The organism is Bifidobacterium callimiconis, from assembly GCF_003952005.1.
Lineage (GTDB): Bacteria > Actinomycetota > Actinomycetes > Actinomycetales > Bifidobacteriaceae > Galliscardovia > Galliscardovia callimiconis.
The window spans coordinates 38,034-54,975 of the sequence record NZ_QXGJ01000006.1 but is presented as its reverse complement, the minus strand read 5'-3'; the positions used below and the strand labels follow the sequence as shown (position 1 = coordinate 54,975).

Sequence of the window (16,942 nt, the reverse complement as noted above, 5' to 3'; positions counted from 1 at the left end):
GTAGAACGGAAGGCGAACGATCCACGCCTCCGCCCGTTCAGCGAGCGCGACGCAGTTCGGCAGGCAGCACGAAATGCATCTTCTCCTTGGTGGTGGTCACATACGACACGTCCTCGTACCCCATGGTCTTCAGCGCCGTCACCACGCCGGAAACCAGTGCCTCGGGCACGGATGCGCCGGAAGTCACGCCTACCGAGGATGCGTGTTCGAACCATGCCGGGTCGAGCTCGCTCGCGTCGTCCACGCGCCAGGCACGGCCACGGCCGGCAAGCGCCTGTTCGGCCACTTCCATGAGCCGCACCGAATTCGAGGAGTTCGCCGAACCGACCACGACCACGCAGTCGGATTTCTCGGCCACGGATTTGACGGCGGTCTGCCGGTTCTGCGTGGCGTAGCAGATGTCGGAGCTCGGCGGTTCGATGATCCACGGGAAACGATTCTTGAGTGCTTCGATCACCGCACGGGTCTCGTCGATCGACAGCGTGGTCTGGGACAGGTAGACGAGTTTTGATTCGGGCGGGAAGTCCAATGCGCTCACGTCGTCGGCGTGCTCGATCAGGTGGACGTGCTTCGGCGACTCCCCCACCACGCCCACGGCCTCGTCATGGCCGCGATGTCCGATGTAGACGATCTCGTAGCCATCCTTGACGTATCGCAGCACCTCACGATGCACCTTGCTGACCAACGGGCAGGTGGCGTCCACCACGTGCATGCCGCGCCTGGCGGCCTCATGCTGGACGGCCGGGGACACGCCGTGCGCGGAGAACACGACGGGGATGCCGGCGGCCACGGCCTCGTCGGGGATCTCGTCGAGCTCCTCCACGAACACCGCGCCCTGGGCGGCCAGGTCCCCCACCACGTGACGGTTGTGCACGATCTGACGTCGCACATATACGGGGGGAAGCCCCTGCGGGCGTTCGTCGGCACTGTTTTTGGCCGCCTTGAGGATCGTCTCGACGGTCTGGATGGCGCGGTCGACCCCGGCGCAGAAGCCGCGCGGATCCGCCAGTACAATGCCCTTGCCCATGAATACAGCCTTTCCCTATCGTTGCCGTGCGAACTGCAACCCATGGTAAGGCATCGCGGCGGTGCGATACGAAAAAACGCACGCGGCGTTCGCGGGGTACACTTATGAGAGCGGTAACATTTCGGTTATCGCACCGACCAATCGACATGCGTTCGCATGGATGTTCACTATGGGAGTGATGGATATGGCAACCAAGAACCTGCCGCCGCGCACCGGCCAGCAGTACTCGATCTCATACGGCGACTACGAGGCCGTGATCACCGAACTCGGCTCCACGATGCGCAAGATCACCTACAAGGGCAAGAACGTGATCGTGCCTCTCGGCCCGGACGATCCGATCACCTGCTGCCAGGGCCAGCTGCTCATCCCGTTCCCCAACCGCATCAAGGACGGCAAGTACACGTTCGAGGGCAAGACCTACGAGCTGCCCATCGACGAGCACGACCGCAACAACGCCATCCACGGCTACGGCTACCGCTCCTTCTGGAATCTCGAGACGCTCACCGAATCCTCCGTCACGCAGACGTGGCGCGTGCCGAACATGAACGGCTACCCGTTCGACCTGCTGGTCAGCTGCACGCACGAACTGGACGAGAACGGCATGCACGTCACCGTGAGCGCCTACAACAACGGCGACATCAACGCCCCGTGGGCGATGGCCATCCACCCGTGGCTCGACAACGGCTTCAACGGCTACGGCGACGAAATCGACGGCGCCAACGCGCAGTGCCACCTGACCGTGCCTGGCGACACGCACGTGACCGTGGATGAGAACCTGATCCCCACCGGCACCGAATCCGTGGACGGCACCAAGTACGACCTGCGTCAGGGCCCGCTGCTGGTGAACCAGCCGTTCGATGACGCGTGGACCGACCTGCATCACGACGCCGACGGCACCGTGACCGCCACGTTCACGCGCCCCGACGGACTGACCGTCAAGGTGGGCGGCGACGAGACCATCACCTCGTTCCAGGTGTGCACCGGCACCGGCTTCCCCGCGTTCATGCACCCGGCCGGCACCGCGGTGGAGCCGCAGACCGCGTACGCGAACACCTTCAACACCGGCATCGACCTGGTGAGCATCAAGCCCGGCGAGACCTTCACGAGCAAGCTGTTCATCAACGCCAGCCTGTGACGCCGAGCAAGACGTGCCGACGCCCGGTGGCTCGAGCCGAATGACCGCACAGTGAACCGTGGGTTGATCCCAAGTTGTGTTTGTCGCGCAAATATGGGATAATCCATCAGGCTTATTTCATCATCAGTAAAGGAGTCCATCATGGGCAAGCGCGGACGTCTGCGTCGTGACCGCCGTAAGAAGGCTGCAAACCACGGCAAGAGGCCGAATGCCTGATCTTCAAGGCAGGCTTTTCCAAGCGAAAGAACCCCGGAACGCGATATGCGTCCGGGGTTCTTTTTCGTATGCGAGGGTTTTTATCCCTCCCTCAGTCCGACTTCGTCGGCCAGCCCCCCCCCCGTGGAGGGAGCACTCCGATGGAATTCAGCTGGCGTCGTTGCGAAGGCACTGGTGGAGGCGTTCGATCAGGCATTCGGGGGCGCCGTCGGGACGCAGATAGGCCCGCAGCATCTCGATCATGGCCTTCTCCCGGTCATCGCAGCAGGTATTGATGTCGAAGCATTCGCCGTTCGACGCGGCAAGTCCTTCGGGCGCGGGCGCCACCGGGACCGCAGGAACGGGCGTGACATTGACCACGGTCTGGGTGATCGTCGTATGGCGGAGCGCGCCGCTGGGGTCGCTCGTGATGCTGACGCTGGTATGGCGTTCGATCTGACCGTTCATGAGCGCTCCTTCCTCCCGCTATGGCCGGCGGTCGTTTCCCGTCGACCGGCATGCGATCGTTTCCTACGTCCATTATCGCCCGGATCGTCGCCTTTGGGGTTCGCGTTCGGTGAAACCGCGGCCTTGCCGTATCCGCGTTCCCGCGCATAGCTTTCCAGCTCGTGCTTGAGCTGGGTGCGGGCACGATTGAGCCGGCTCATCACCGTACCGATCTTCACCCCCTGCTCGTCGGCCACCTGCTGATACGACTTGCCGTCGATGGCGGCGTCGATGAACACCTGACGACGTTCGGGACTGAGCTTGTTCAGCGCGGCCATGATCTCCTCGGGCGCAAAAGCATCCCAGTAGGTCTGCTCGGCGGACTTGAGCCCCTCGCCACTGTGCTCGGACGCGGAGTAGATGTCCCAGTCGTCGTATTCGCCGGTCGAATCGTTGGCTCGCTGGGGGCGGCGCTTCGCCTTCTGGTACTGATTGAAGTACAGATTGCGTTCGATGGTGGTCATCCACGCCGCGAAATTGGTGCCCGTCGTGAACGAATCGAAGTTCTTGAATCCACGCTCGAAGGTGTCCTGCACCAGATCCTGCGCGTCCTCGGGATTGTTGGTCAGCTTCATCGCCTGACGGTAGAGGCCATCCACCACGGGCATGGCCAGCGCCTCGAATTCGGCGCGCCTGTCCCCGTCCGTTACGCCTGGAGTCTTGTTGTCAACCACCATTCCATTGTGCCACGAACGATCCGCGGAACCGCGAAGCCGGTAGTCGACGATCCTTTGTCGTTGAGCACACAGACAATACAAGGCATGACCGAATTGCTTACGGCGATCGACGCCGCACCGAATCAGACCGCAGATCAGACACTGGCCGATTCATGGCTGCTGGGGTTCGACACCGAGACCACGGGCGTGGCCGCCGGACGGGACGCCATCTGCTCGGCGTCCCTGGTGCTGCGTGACCCCGACAAGGGCTATGACGGCGATGTGGTCGGTGAATGGCTGATCAACCCCCATCGTCCGATCTCGCCGGCCGCGAGCCGTGTGAACGGATTCACCGATGAATTCCTTCAGGAGCACGGCGGGGAGCCTACGGAACTGCTGGAGCGGATCGCCTCCATCATCGCCTCCGCGCAACGTCACGGCATTCCGCTGCTCGCCTACAACGCCCCGTTCGACGTGGACATGCTCGAAGGCGACCTCGCCCGATGGGGATTGCAGTCGCTGCACGATCGGCTGGACGGCGAACTGATCGTGGTGGACCCGCTGGTGATCGACCGTGAGATCTCGCATCGCAAGGGCAAGCGCACGCTGACCGACACCACCTTCTACTACGGCGTGGAACCGCACGGCGACTTCCATAACGCCACCGCCGATACTACGGCCGCGGTGGATCTGATCGAACCGATCACCCGTCTCTATCCGCAGACCGGCCGGCTGACGCTCGGGGAGATCATGGACTGGCAGCGCGACGCCCACCGTCGTTGGAAGGATTCGTTCAACCAGTGGCTTGTCTCCAAGGGGCGTTCCCCGATCACCGGCGGCTGGTTCGAATAGTCCGGCCGAACCATTGATCGGATGATTCATCGAAAGTCCAGAAGACAAGCGAGATCATCACAGAATTACCACGCTGTTCCCAGCGTTCTTGAACGTGCGCAGAGATACACTGTCACCGGTTCCGGCGACACGGGCATGACTCGAACCACCGCCGGACGGATTTACCGATCATCCGCAACGCCCAGTCAGGAACAATGGAAACCATGACGCTCTCACTTGCATCCGCCGCCCGCCTGCTCGACCAGCATGGTCTGCTTCGAGAAATCATCCAGAACGATCGTTGGTCGCTTGATCCGCAGGATTTCACCGATATCGCATTCACCGCGGTCACCTACGACTCCCGGGCCGTGGACGCCACCACGCTGCTATTCTGCAAGGGCCGCTTCAAGGCCGAGTATCTGACGGCCGCCAACGAGGCCGGACTCGCCTGCTATGTGGCGGAAACCGACTTCTCCGAGCGCACCGATGCCGTCGGCCTGATCGTGGATGATGCGCGCAAGGCGATGAGTCTGCTGTCCGCCGAGTTCTACGGCCGCCCGCAGGACTCCCTGACCGTGGTGGGCATCACCGGCACCAAGGGCAAGACCACCACCGCCTACTTCACCCAAGCCGTGCTCAACGCCTGGTCCGGCGGCAAGGCCGCCCTCTTCTCGTCGGTGGACAACTGCCTCGACGGCAAGCACTACGAGGAATCCGATCTGACGACGCCTGAGTCGTTGGATGCGTTCCGCATGATGCGCACGGCGGTCGACAACGGCATGAGGTACCTCGTCATGGAGGTCAGCTCCCAGGCCTACAAGGTCCACCGCGTCCACGGGCTCACCTTCGACGTCGGCGCCTTCCTCAACATCAGCCCCGACCACATCAGCCCCATCGAACACCCCACCTTCGAGGACTACTTCCACTGCAAACGCCAGATCATCACCAACAGCCGCGCACTCGTCCTCGGCGACGGTTGTGCGCACGCCGATCTGATCCGTCAGGACGCGGCCCGCGCCGGCATCGACGTGACCGAGACCGCGCCGCGCGAACAGGTGATGGAGTCGCATGATCTTGCCATCGACGGCGACTTCAACTACGCGAACGCCGCCGCGGCGCTGGCGATCGCCCACGTGATCGGCGTGCCGGACGGCGATCCGGCACTGCACGCCATGGATACCGTGCGCATCGCCGGCCGTATGGAGCAGTTCCACGACACGCACAGCGACACCGTGGCGATCGTCGACTACGCGCACAACTACGCCAGCGTGAACGCGCTGCTCGACTTCGTGGACAAGCGCTTCGGCGAACGTCATCCGCATATCACGCTGGTCACCGGTTCGGCCGGCAACAAGGCGTACGACCGTCGCGACGGCATCGTCAACGCCGCGCAGTCGCGCATCGACCAGTTCGTGTTCACCACCGAGGACAGCGACACCGAACCGTATCTCGACATCTGCAACCAGATGCAGGGCTACATCACCGACCCGAACGTGGCGTCCACGATCATCGTGGATCGCACCGAGGCGGTGAACTGGGCGGTGGACCGCGCCCGCGAGCGTCAGGATCGGCTCAACGTGCTGCTGCTCATCGGCAAGGGCGACGAACGCTGGATCAAGGATCACAACCGTCATGTGGCCTACGAGGGCGACGATCGTCTGGTCGCCCGACTGTTCGGCACACAGGAGTGACGGCGGAACGCGGTCGCTGTAGAATATCCGTCGTGCGTGCCGGTTGTGGTTATGGCATGCACGACGGATATCTAGGAAGAGGACCGTATGCCCGAGGAATCGAATCGTTCCGGATTATGCCTGGCTTCGGCCGTGGAACTGCTCACCCAGCACGGACTGCTGCGTGAGATCATCGCCGGCGACACGTGGACGCTCGACGCGCATGATCTGCCGCATAGCGAGACGCCGTTCACCGCCATCACCTACGACACCCGCGAGGTGCGGCCCGGAAGCCTGTTGTTCGTCAAGGGACGGTTCGAGCCCGAATTCCTCGACAACATCGACGACAAGGGTCTCGCCTGCTACGTGGCGGAAACCGACTATGAGGACCGCACCACGGCACCTGGTCTGATCGTAAACGACGTGCACAAGGCGATGAGTCTGCTGTCCGCCGAGTTCTACGGCCGCCCGCAGGACTCCCTGACCGTGGTGGGCATCACCGGCACCAAGGGCAAGACCACCACCAACTACTTCACCCACGCGATTCTCAACGCGTATTCCGACGGCCACGCCGCGATGATGAGCTCGATCGCCGTCTGTCTTGACGGCCGTACGTGGGAGCCTGCGCATCTGACCACGCCTGAGTCGTTGGATGCGTTCCGCATGATGCGCACGGCGGTCGACAACGGCATGAAATACCTCGTCATGGAGGTCAGCTCCCAGGCCTACAAGGTCCACCGCGTCCACGGGCTCACCTTCGACGTCGGCGCCTTCCTCAACATCAGCCCCGACCACATCAGCCCCATCGAACACCCCACCTTCGAGGACTACTTCCACTGCAAACGCCAGATCATCACCAACAGCCGCACCATGGTGATCGGCGCGGACAGCGATCATCTCGGTCTGCTGATGCAGGAGGCGACACGACACGACGTGACGGTGACGACGTTCGGCATCGACGCCGCGGACGGCGGACACGAATCACAAACCGTCGTCGACGTGATCATGACGCCCGACCCGAGTCGCAAGACCGGCTTCGACCTCACCTATGGGGGTGTCACGGAATCGTTCGAACTGGACATGCTCGGCGAGTTCAACTTCCTCAACGCGGCTTCGGCCGTGGCGCTCGCCATGCGTGCCGGCGTACCGTTCGACGACCCGGCGATGCGTGCGATCGAACGTGTGCAGGTGCCCGGCCGTATGGAGCGATTCGTCGGCGGCGACGGACTGCATGTGTACGTGGACTTCGCACACAACTACCTGTCCACCAAGGCGCTGGTCGACGAGATGCTGCGCGTATACGGCGAGCGCAATCCGCGGATCACGCTGGTGGCCGGCACGACGGGCGGCAAGGCCATCGACCGCCGTGAGGGCATCGTCAAGGGTGCGCTGGGCCGCGCGGAGTCGTTCATCTTCACGCTGGACGATCCGAACTTCGAGGATCCACGCAAGATCTGCGAGGAGATGGCGTCGTTCGTGAGCGACGAGTCGGCCGAGGTGCAGATCATCGTGGACCGCGAGCAGGCGATCATCACCGCGATCCGTGAGGGTCGTGAATCCGTGGACCACGATGGCCGATTCAACATCGTGCTCGTGATCGGCAAGGGCCACGAGACGCGCAACATCATCGACGGCAAGGCCGTCTACTGGCCCGGCGACGCCACGATCGTGCGCCGCGAGCTCGGACTGGACTGACATATACCGTTCCCAAAGAGAGGACTACAACACATCATGGCGAAGAAATTCCAGCCGATTCTGCTGGGCAGCGACATCAACGTGTACGGCATGGCCCGCGCGTTCCACGAGGAGTATGGCATCGTGTCCGACGCGTACGCCTACTTCCAGCTGAGCCCCACCAAGTTCAGCAAGATCGTCAACGTGCATATCGTGGACGACTTCAACAACTTCGTGAAGTTCCGTGATTTCATGCTCGATCTGGGCAAGCGCATGAAGGCCGAGGACCCGGATCGTACGCTGCTGCTCATCCCCTGCGGCGACGTGTACGCGAACCTGCTCAGCCAGTGCGGCGACGACCTGCGTGAATGCTTCGTGTACAACACGCTCGATATTCGTCTGTCGCGCCGTCTGGCCTACAAGACCACGTTCTATGAGATCTGCGAGCAGTATGGTCTGCCGCATCCGAAGACCCGCTCCCTGACCGCGGACGAGGTGCGCGCCGGCGAATACCGGAACCTGCCGTTCGACTATCCGGTGGCCATGAAGCCGGCGAACAGCGTGGAATGGCTGAACATCGATTTCGAGGGCCGTCGCAAGGCGTACATCTTCCAGGATCCGGCCGAGCTCGAGACGATCATCAAGCGCGCCTACGACGCCGGATACACGTCCGAGATGGTGATCCAGGACTTCATCCCCGGCGACGATAGCCGTATGCGCGTGCTCAACGCGTACGTGGACAAGCATCATCGCGTGCGCATGATGTTCCTCGGCCATCCGCTGCTTGAGGACCCCTCCCCCGTGGCGGCCGGCAACTACGCGGCCATCATCCCCGACTACAACGAGGAGGTGTTCCGCACGATCAAGACGTTCCTCGAGGACATCAAGTACGAGGGCGTCGCCAACTTCGACATGAAGTACGACGAGCGCGACGGCAAGTACAAGCTGTTCGAGATCAATCTGCGTCAGGGCCGTTCCAGCTACTTCGTCACGCTCAACGGCTTCAATCTGGCCAAGTACTTCGTGGACGATCTGGTGGAGGACACGCCGTTCGACGGCAACACCGTGTTCGGTCATGGATCCAAGCTGTGGCTGGAGATCCCGCGTTCCATCTTCACCGACTACGTGGCCGAGGGCGACGACAAGCGTCGCGGCGAGTCCATGCTCAAGGCGGGCAACTGGGGCACTACGCTCGAGTACGCCAAGGACATGAATCCGCTGCGCTGGCTCATGATCCGCCACATGTTCTCCATCTACAAGAAGAGCTACGCCAAGTACTTCATCAAGAAGTAGGCGGATCCCGCGCTATCATTGCTTTTCAGGCAAATTCGACAATAACCTCGACAATCAACGCGAACATGCCTCGCGGCAGCGGAGGTTCCGGATCGTTCCGGACACCTTCGATGCCGCAGGAGGCGGACAAGGCAAGTGGAGCGTACATGAAACGACCGTTTTTCGCTGTTCTGGGCGGTATGGGATCCCTGGCTACCGAAAGCTACGTGCGTCTGGTCAATCAGGCCACGCACGCGCATCGTGATCAGGAGTTCCTTGATTATGTGGTGTTCAACGACGCCAGCGTGCCCGATCGTACCGAGTTCATTCTCGGCCGCAGCGACGAGGATCCCTTCCCCGTGATCGCCGACGATATCGAGAAGGCCACGGCCATGGGGGCGAGCTTCATCGTGCTCACCTGCAATACGGCCCATTATTTCTACGACCGGTTCCAGGCGCTCACCGATGTGCCGATCCTGCATATGCCGCGCGGCGCCGTGCGGCGCATGAGCCGCCTGTATCCGGCCGGCGAGTACCGACGCGTGGGGTTCATGGGCACCGAGGGCTCCCGCGCCTCGGGCGTGTACCGCAAGGCCGTGGAGGAAGCCGGATACGAGTTCGTCGAACCGGACGAGAGCATGCAGTATCGCGTGGATTATCTGATCTACCACGACGTGAAGGGCACCGGCGAGCTCAATCAGGAACGCTACAAGGCAGCCATCGACACCATGCTTGACTACTACCGCTGCGATACGGTGATCCTCGGCTGCACCGAACTGTCCGTGCTCAACGAGGCGTTCCCCATGCCGGACAAGCCCATCATCGACGCGCAGGCCATCCTCGTGGACGACACCGTCGCCCGCGCCAAGGCCCTCCGCGGATGATCGTCTCATTGCGTCCTGGCTCCCCTCTCTGAGGGGAGCTGTCTGCGCAGCAGACTGAGGGGAGTATCGCTTACTACATATAAAGGCCGGTGGGTGGCCGCAGACATTGATACATGTCTGCGGCCACCCACCGGCCTTGTTGTTTCACTATGACGTGGTGCATGATTCAACAAAATCAGGCACCACGTCATGACCGCGCTCACGCGCCGATCAGGTCCTTCTCCCGTTCCAGCTTCTGGCTCACCACGGCGGTCACACCGTCGGCACGCATCGTCACTCCGTACAGCGCGTCGGCGATGCCCATCGTGCGCTGCTGATGCGTGATGACGATCAGCTGGGCGTGCTCGCGCAGCTTCTCGAACGCGTCGAGCAGACGGGTCAGGTTCACGTCGTCAAGCGCGGCCTCCACCTCGTCCATCACATAGAACGGGCTGGGACGTGCGGTGAAGATCGCGAAGAGGAACGCCAACGCGGTCAGCGAGCGCTCGCCGCCGGACAACAGGCTCAGCCGCTTCACGCGCTTGCCGGCGGGACGGGCCTGCACGATCACGCCAGAGTTGAGCGGATCGTTCGGGTTGTCGAGTTTCAGCATGCCGTGGCCGCCGGGGAACAATACGCCGAACATGGTGGTGAACGCTTCGGCGGTGTCGTCGAACGCCTTGCGGAACACCTCGACCATGGTGGTGTCGAGCTGTCTGATCAGGGCCATCAGGTCGTCGCGGGAGCGGGCCACGTCGTTGCGCTGATCGTTGAGGTACTGGTTACGGGCCTTGAGCGCATCGTATTCCTCGGTGGCAAGGGGGTTGACCTTGCCGAGTTTGATGAGGTCGCGCTTGGCCTGCTCCAGTCGTCGTACCTGTTCGTCGCGCACGTAGGCGGTCTCCCCGTTCGGATTTCCGGTTTCGTCGAACACCGGAACCGGTTTGTCGGGACCGTAGTCGCGGACGATCTCCTCCACGGTCATGCCCAGGGTCTCGGAGATACGGTCGGCGAGCTGCTCGTAGTCGGCGGCCATACGTTCCCGATTCATGTCGAGACCATGTTCCCGGCTGCGCAGATCGGACACACGCGGCTCCAGGTGGTCGCGGCGGGTACGCAGGTCGGCGAGCGCGTCGTCGTTTTTGGCGGCGGATCGCTGCTCGGTGGTACGACGCTCCTCCACTTGGGCTATGCGTCGTGCCAGATCCCGAGCCACGGCTCTGGCACGTTCAGCGACGCGGGCGGCCTGTCCGGCCTGTGCGCGGCGCTTGGCGTTGAGCTCTTCGATTCTGCTGCGACGCTGCTCGGCCTGATGCGCGTTGTCACGCAGAAGGGCCGCCTGGCGGGCGAACGACTGCGCCTGACGTGATGTCTCGTTCCAGGCCATGGTGGCGGCGAGTTCGTCGTTGCGGGCCACTGCCAGCGCGTTCTCCAGTTCGTGCTCGCGGGCGTCCAGATCGTCGATGTCCGTATGCGTGTCCTGAGCGGCGTTCGCGGAGGTCATGGCCCGATTGAGATCGTTGAGCTTGAGCGTATGGGCGCGCTGTTCCTCGTCGATTGCGGAGGCCTTGTGTTCCAAGGCATCCAGTCTGCCGCGCAGCGACTCGGTGCGCTCGCCGGCGGCCTGCAGCATCTGGCGGGATCGCTGGACCTGCAGACGATGTTCGGCAAGCCGGGACTGTTCGGTCTGCACCCGTTCAGCGGCCTGCCCCGATCGTTCGCGGGCTGTCGTCAGCGTGTTGTCCAGCGTGGCAAGTTCGCCGTTCAGCGTATCCACTTCGGCCAGTGCACGATTACGGCGTGCGGCCAAGCTCAGATCGCTCTGGGCAAGGGCCGAACCGCCGACCGCCGCTACACCGCCACGGAACAGTTCTCCGTCCATGGTGACCGCGGCGTGCCAACCGTGACGGACGGCGTGCATGGCCTCGTCGCGCGATCGTACGGCCGCCACGTCGGCGATGAGCCGGCGGACGGCTCGGACCGTACCCTGTGCGGTGTCCGCGTTCGCGGCGTTCGGATTGACGTGGATGAAGTCGGCGATGCCGGGCAGATCGGCCCGGTCGGCGGCAGACGTCTCCGTCCGATCCGTCGGAGACGGGATCTCACCCGTTCCCGCCGCGGCGATCGTCCTGAGTACGACGGCCTTGCCCAGCCGGTCCGACTTTGCGCGGGTCAACGCATGATCGATGTTCTCGTCGTCGGCCACCACGATCGCACCGGCGAACACGTCGAGTGCGTGGGAGACCGCTTCCTCCCAGCCATCCTCCACCTGGATGAAGTCGGTGAGATGGCCCAGTGCGCCCGTCTGTGGATCCTGTTCCAGCGCACCTGCCGCGTTGCGACCATCGAGGGTGTCCGCGAGCGCGTCGGCCTTGGCGGTGAGTGAGACAATACGGGTTTCTACCGAGCGGCGGCGGTCCTCAAGCTCTCGTACCTGCGCCTGGGCCTGATCGAGCGCCGTACGGGCTTCGACGAGCGCAGTGTCGTCGGGCTCATCGTCCGTCGGAATTCGGTGTTCGAGTTTGGCCTGTTCGGCGACGGCGGTATCCAGTTGGGCTCGTAGGGCTTCCCCCTGGCCATTGAGATCGGTGCGCTGCGCCGTGGTGGATTGCAGCAGCGCCTCTTCACGGGCGATGAGCTCGCGAAGCTGGGCGATGCGGGTTTCCCGTTCGCGGGTGCTTTTGCGCAGTTCCGTCATGGTCTGCCGCAGGGATGCGAGCTGACGTTCGAGATCGGCGCGATGCTCCTGTGCCTGGGTGAGTGTCTGCTGCGCTTCGGCGGCCTTGATGTGCTGGTCCTTGGCCTGTACGGAAAGTTCGTCGGCGCGGCGGGCGAGCAGATCCGGGTCTTCGCCGAGATTGTCGGTGATCTGGCCGAGGAGCGAGCTGCGTCGTTCGTCGGCCAGGGACGCGAGGGATTCGAGTCGTTCGTGGATCTGGCTCATCTCATGCCATGTGGCGGTGAGCTTGGCGATGGTCGGCGAGGATTCGCGCGAGGCGGCCTCCACCTGTTCGATGCGGATCTTGACCTCGGCCAGAGTGCGCTGTTCGCCGGCGAGTTCGCCGCGCACGCGGGTGAGTTCCTCACGGTTGGCGGTTCGTCGTTCGATCAGCTGTGCGGCGTCGTCGGCCATGATGCGGCTCTGCGCGTCGCGCACGGACACCTGGATGGCGTCCGCCTTGCGTGAGATGCGCGCCTGGCGGCCGAGCGGTCCCATCTGGCGCCTGATTTCGCCGAGCAGATCGTCGAGGCGTGCCAGATTCGCTTCGGTGGCGGTGAGCTTGCGGAGCGCGCGTTCCTTGCGTTTGCGGTGCTTGAGGATGCCGGCGGCCTCCTCGATGAACGCGCGGTGGCCGGCCGGGTCGGCGTGCAGGATCTGGTCGAGTCGTCCCTGGCCGACGATCACGTGCATGTGCGAGCCGAGTCCGGTGTCGCTGAGCAGTTCCTGGATGTCGAGCAGACGGCATGGTGTGCCGTTGATCTCGTATTCGGAACCGCCGCCGCGGAACATGGTGCGGCTGATCGTCACTTCCGTGTAGTCGATGTCGAGCACGCGGTCGGAGTTGTCGATGGTCAGCGACACCTGGGCACGGCCGAGTGCGGGGCGCGAGGTGGTGCCCGCGAAGATGACGTCCTCCATGGAGGTGCCGCGCAGGTTCTTCGCGCCCTGTTCGCCCATCACCCAGGTGAGGGCGTCGACGATGTTCGACTTGCCAGAGCCGTTGGGTCCCACCACTGCCGTGATGCCGGGCTCGAAGCGGAGCGTGGTGGCGGAGGCGAAGGATTTGAAGCCCTTGAGCGTGAGTTCCTTGAGATACACTAGGCGCGCTCCGACTTCGGTTTGGCGAGGTCGGCGTTCGGCTGTTCCTTCAGCAGATGACGGGCGTCACCGGCGGTGACGAAGCTGCCGCAGACGAGGACGCCCTGACCGTAGCCGATGCCCGTCTCGTCGGATTCGTCGGCGAGATCGACGGCGGCCTGGATGGCGTCGGGCAGGAAGTCCTTGCGGATCACGCGGTCGGGGCCGAACACGTCGATGGCGATCTTCTCGAGATCCTCGGCGGGCATGACGCGGCTCGTCCACGAGTTCTGGGTGACGACGATGGTGTCGAGGATCGGCTCGAGGATGCCGAGCACGGACTCGACCTCCTTGTCGGCCATCATGGAGACCACGCCGATGAGGTGCTGGAAGGAGAAGTTCTCCTCGATGGCCTCGCGCAGTGCGGTGACCGCCTGGATGTTATGGCCGCCGTCCACGATGATCGTTGGCGAGTTGCGAACCACCTCGATGCGACCGGGCACCTTCACGCTGCCCAGAGCCTCGGCGACCACGTCGCCGTCGAGCGGACCGTTGACCGGAATCACCACTTCGGCCGCGGCGAGCGCGGACAAAGCGTTGTGCGCCTGATGCTCGCCGAACATGGCGACGGGAACCTGCTCGTACACGCCGTTCGGCGTACGCAGCGTGACCATCTGACCGCCGACGGCGAGCTGGCGGGAGACGACCTCCATCTCCTGGCCATCACGCACCAGTCCCTGTGCGCCCTGCTCGCGTACGGCCTCCTCGATGATCGGCAGCACGGTCTCATGGGTCTGCGGGCCGACGATCACGGTGGAGTTGGGCTTGACGATGCCGGCCTTCTCGGTGGCGATTTGCTCCACGGTGTCGCCCAGCCACTGCATGTGGTCCATGTCCACCGGACCGATGATCGACGCGTCGCCATTGAGCACGTTGGTGGCGTCCCACCGGCCGCCCATGCCGACCTCGATCACGGCCACATCGACCGGCGCGTCGGCGAATGCCCAGATGGCCATGGCGGTGAGCACTTCGAAGAAGCTCATCTTCGGGCCACCCTGCTCGACGGACTTGGCGTCGACCAGGTCCACGAAGTCCTTGATCTGATCCCAGATGTCAACGAACTCGTCGTCGGACAGGCGCTGTCCGTCGATGCAGATGCGTTCGGTGATCGATTCCACGTGCGGCGACGTGTACAGTCCGGTGCGCAGACCGTAATGGCGGCAGATCGACTCGACCATGCGGGCGGTGGACCCCTTGCCGTTCGTGCCGGTGATGTGCACCACACGGAACGACTGCTCAGGATGCCCCAGCAGGTCCATCATCATCTGCATGCGGTCGAGCGTGGGATCGAAATCGTGCTCGGGAGCCCGCTTCATGATCGTGCGATACACCTCGTTGAGGCTTGTTCCTGCAGTGTTCGGATGTTCGAAAGACATACCTCTTGCCTTCATGCCCTTTCCGCGCGTCACGTCTGAAGTATCCGATGCGCACGGCAATGGTCGATGCACATCGATGCTCGATGTATTCTAGGCAATCGCTGTGACCATGCGCGCCCATACGCGGCGGGCGTACATCGTGACGACGCCGGTGGCATGATGAACGCCATTCGCGTGAAGCATCTCCTAAGATGAGCGATAGCGATGCAGACGTCATGCGGACGCTGCACGGGCACGATCGAAAGGAGCGGCGCGATGTCGGCAAGCGACGAGGCACGAAGCGCACAGGCGGAGAAAAGGTATCAGCAGGACGAGGAGGAGCTGAGCGCGCAGGCCGTGGGCGAGCGCGTGGCGAATCGTACGCTCTCCCCGCGTTCGGAATCATTCAAACAGTTCATGACCGAGGGCTGGGGCGAGGTGGATCCCGGGGTCACGCCGCTGGAGTCCAGCAAGTACATTCCCGCACGTCTTGAGGCGCTTGGCAAGCGATTCCCCGGCAGCCGCATCGTCATCCCGGCCGGCCAGCCCAAGACCCGCAACAACGACTGCGATTACGCGTTCCGTCCGGATACGACGTTCGCCTACTATACGGGACTCGGCGAGGACTACGAGGCTGGCGCCGTACTGGTGCTCGACCCGGTGGATCCGAACGGGGAGGACGCCAAGGCCGGACGCACGCATACGGCCACGCTGTTCCTCAAGCCGCGCGCCGATCAGACGACCGAGGACTACTATCGTTCCGGCTACGGCGAATACTGGGTGGGCGCCCGTCCGGGTCTCAAGGAATTCACCACGATGACCGGTCTGGACACCCGTGACATCTCGCAGCTGTTCGATGCGCTGTCCAAGGACGTGGGCCCGGAGGAGGGCGCCGTGCAGCTGCGCGTGGTGCGCGAGGCCGATCCGCAGATCACCGGCGAGGTGGAGCGCATCCGCGAGCAGAACGGCTGGGCCGATCCCGACCGCAACCGTGCCGCCGACGATCGTCTGCACGAGTATGCGGCCGAGGCGCGCATGGTCAAGGATGAGTACGAGGTGGGTGAGATCCGCAAGGCCGTGGCCGCCACGAAGCGTGGCTTCGACCGTATGCTCACCGCATTGCCCGGCGCACTCGACAAGCCGCGCAGCGAACGCATCCTGGAGGGTGCGTTCAACGCCAACGCCCGCGAGGAAGGCAACGACGAGGGCTATGAGACGATCGTGGCCTCCGGCGCGCACGCCGCGACGCTGCACTGGGTGCGCAACACCGGCAGCATCGACACCGGCGATCTGCTGCTCATCGACGCCGGCGTGGAGGTCAACAGCCTGTACACCGCCGACATCACCCGCACCTTCCCCACCAACGGCAAGTTCACACCGTTCCAGCGCCGCCTGTACGAGGCCGTGCTCAAGGCGCAGCAGGCCGGTTTCGACGCCGCCAAGCCGGGTGTCACCTACCATCACATCCATGATGCGGTGATGCGCTCGATCGCCGAGTCGCTGCATGAGTTCGGGATTCTGCCGGTGAGCGTGGAGGAGTCCCTCTCCCCCGAGGGCCAGCAGCATCGTCGTTGGCTCGCCTGCGGTGTGGCGCATCATCTGGGGCTCGACGTGCATGACTGCGCGCAGGCTCGTTTCGAGTCGTATCAGGAGCGTCCGATCACGCCGGGCATCACGTTCACCATCGAACCAGGTCTCTACTTCAAGGAGAACGATCTGCTCGTGCCGCCGGAATACCGTGGCATCGGCATCCGCATCGAGGATGACGTGCTGATGACGGAGAACGGTCCCGAATGGATCAGCCATGACATTCCGAAGCAGCCCGACGATGTCGAGGCGTGGATGGCCGAGCGTGCCGCCGCCGGTGCAGCCAGCTCCAGTGCCGAGGAGCGCTGAGC

General features: G+C 63.5%; 13 protein-coding genes. 8 read left to right on the top strand and 5 right to left on the bottom strand.

Annotated elements, in window-relative coordinates; translation table 11 throughout:
* Window positions 1-37 precede the first annotated feature (37 nt).
* The gene (locus D2E23_RS06665; RefSeq protein WP_126030184.1) at window positions 38-1,027 is read right to left on the bottom strand and encodes a 4-hydroxy-3-methylbut-2-enyl diphosphate reductase; all 990 of its coding nucleotides are present in this window, start codon (window positions 1,025-1,027) and stop codon (window positions 38-40) included.
* 184 nt (window positions 1,028-1,211) lie between these two features.
* Between D2E23_RS06665 and D2E23_RS06660 the strand changes: the two genes are divergently transcribed.
* Complete coding sequence (locus D2E23_RS06660; RefSeq protein ID WP_126030183.1) at window positions 1,212-2,162, top strand: aldose 1-epimerase family protein; 951 nt, start codon at window positions 1,212-1,214, stop codon at window positions 2,160-2,162.
* 141 nt (window positions 2,163-2,303) lie between these two features.
* Entirely contained in the window at window positions 2,304-2,378 is a 75-nt protein-coding gene (locus D2E23_RS12030; protein WP_369299097.1) for a 50S ribosomal protein bL37, read from the top strand.
* A gap of 147 nt (window positions 2,379-2,525) precedes the next feature.
* Here the strand turns inward: D2E23_RS12030 and D2E23_RS06655 are convergent, their stop codons facing one another.
* A complete protein-coding gene (locus D2E23_RS06655; RefSeq protein ID WP_126030182.1) occupies window positions 2,526-2,825 on the bottom strand; it encodes a hypothetical protein in 300 nt (99 codons plus the stop codon).
* Window positions 2,822-3,541, bottom strand: coding sequence for a sigma-70 family RNA polymerase sigma factor (locus tag D2E23_RS06650; RefSeq protein ID WP_206432009.1), 720 nt, complete (start codon window positions 3,539-3,541; stop codon window positions 2,822-2,824). The genes D2E23_RS06655 and D2E23_RS06650 overlap by 4 nt, the downstream gene beginning before the upstream one ends.
* Window positions 3,542-3,625: 84 nt before the next feature.
* Between D2E23_RS06650 and D2E23_RS06645 the strand changes: the two genes are divergently transcribed.
* The 5 genes from D2E23_RS06645 to D2E23_RS06625 all read left to right on the top strand — a co-directional run bounded on the left by D2E23_RS06645 (window position 3,626) and on the right by D2E23_RS06625 (window position 9,851).
* On the top strand, window positions 3,626-4,372 hold the full coding sequence (locus tag D2E23_RS06645; protein ID WP_126030181.1) for an exonuclease domain-containing protein: 747 nt from the start codon (window positions 3,626-3,628) through the stop codon (window positions 4,370-4,372).
* Between the two features lie 203 nt (window positions 4,373-4,575).
* Window positions 4,576-6,042: a UDP-N-acetylmuramoyl-L-alanyl-D-glutamate--2,6-diaminopimelate ligase gene (locus D2E23_RS06640; protein WP_126030180.1), complete on the top strand. Its 1,467-nt coding sequence runs from the start codon at window positions 4,576-4,578 to the stop codon at window positions 6,040-6,042.
* A gap of 87 nt (window positions 6,043-6,129) precedes the next feature.
* Window positions 6,130-7,716 carry a UDP-N-acetylmuramyl-tripeptide synthetase gene (gene murE / locus D2E23_RS06635; RefSeq protein WP_126030179.1) on the top strand — a complete coding sequence of 529 codons (1,587 nt, stop codon included), beginning with the start codon at window positions 6,130-6,132 and terminating at the stop codon, window positions 7,714-7,716.
* 36 nt (window positions 7,717-7,752) lie between these two features.
* Entirely contained in the window at window positions 7,753-8,988 is a 1,236-nt protein-coding gene (locus tag D2E23_RS06630; RefSeq protein ID WP_126030178.1) for a carboxylate--amine ligase, read from the top strand.
* Between the two features lie 146 nt (window positions 8,989-9,134).
* Entirely contained in the window at window positions 9,135-9,851 is a 717-nt protein-coding gene (locus tag D2E23_RS06625; protein ID WP_126030177.1) for an aspartate/glutamate racemase family protein, read from the top strand.
* A 199-nt stretch (window positions 9,852-10,050) separates the two neighbouring features.
* Here D2E23_RS06625 and smc read toward each other — a convergent pair whose 3' ends face one another.
* Both smc and D2E23_RS06615 read right to left on the bottom strand, forming a co-directional pair.
* The gene (smc, locus tag D2E23_RS06620; protein WP_126030176.1) at window positions 10,051-13,650 is read right to left on the bottom strand and encodes a chromosome segregation protein SMC; all 3,600 of its coding nucleotides are present in this window, start codon (window positions 13,648-13,650) and stop codon (window positions 10,051-10,053) included.
* Window positions 13,650-15,065 (bottom strand): bifunctional folylpolyglutamate synthase/dihydrofolate synthase, encoded by a 1,416-nt coding sequence (locus tag D2E23_RS06615; RefSeq protein ID WP_126030175.1) that lies wholly within the window; start codon window positions 15,063-15,065, stop codon window positions 13,650-13,652. The genes smc and D2E23_RS06615 overlap by 1 nt, the downstream gene beginning before the upstream one ends.
* A 255-nt stretch (window positions 15,066-15,320) precedes the next feature.
* On the opposite strand from D2E23_RS06615, the gene D2E23_RS06610 reads away from it, so the two are divergent.
* Window positions 15,321-16,940, top strand: coding sequence for an aminopeptidase P family protein (locus D2E23_RS06610; protein ID WP_126030174.1), 1,620 nt, complete (start codon window positions 15,321-15,323; stop codon window positions 16,938-16,940).
* Window positions 16,941-16,942 lie beyond the last annotated feature (2 nt).

Excerpts from the sequence above, each read along its gene's own strand:
- D2E23_RS06665 (WP_126030184.1), bottom strand. The coding sequence starts at position 1,027 with ATGGGCAAGGGCATTGTACTGGCGGATCCGCGCGGCTTCTGCGCCGGG.
- D2E23_RS06660 (WP_126030183.1), top strand. The coding sequence starts at position 1,212 with ATGGCAACCAAGAACCTGCCGCCGCGCACCGGCCAGCAGTACTCGATC.
- D2E23_RS06655 (WP_126030182.1), bottom strand. The coding sequence starts at position 2,825 with ATGAACGGTCAGATCGAACGCCATACCAGCGTCAGCATCACGAGCGAC.
- D2E23_RS06650 (WP_206432009.1), bottom strand. The coding sequence starts at position 3,541 with ATGGTGGTTGACAACAAGACTCCAGGCGTAACGGACGGGGACAGGCGC.
- D2E23_RS06645 (WP_126030181.1), top strand. The coding sequence starts at position 3,626 with ATGACCGAATTGCTTACGGCGATCGACGCCGCACCGAATCAGACCGCA.
- D2E23_RS06640 (WP_126030180.1), top strand. The coding sequence starts at position 4,576 with ATGACGCTCTCACTTGCATCCGCCGCCCGCCTGCTCGACCAGCATGGT.
- murE (WP_126030179.1), top strand. The coding sequence starts at position 6,130 with ATGCCCGAGGAATCGAATCGTTCCGGATTATGCCTGGCTTCGGCCGTG.
- D2E23_RS06630 (WP_126030178.1), top strand. The coding sequence starts at position 7,753 with ATGGCGAAGAAATTCCAGCCGATTCTGCTGGGCAGCGACATCAACGTG.
- D2E23_RS06625 (WP_126030177.1), top strand. The coding sequence starts at position 9,135 with ATGAAACGACCGTTTTTCGCTGTTCTGGGCGGTATGGGATCCCTGGCT.
- D2E23_RS06615 (WP_126030175.1), bottom strand. The coding sequence starts at position 15,065 with ATGTCTTTCGAACATCCGAACACTGCAGGAACAAGCCTCAACGAGGTG.
- D2E23_RS06610 (WP_126030174.1), top strand. The coding sequence starts at position 15,321 with ATGTCGGCAAGCGACGAGGCACGAAGCGCACAGGCGGAGAAAAGGTAT.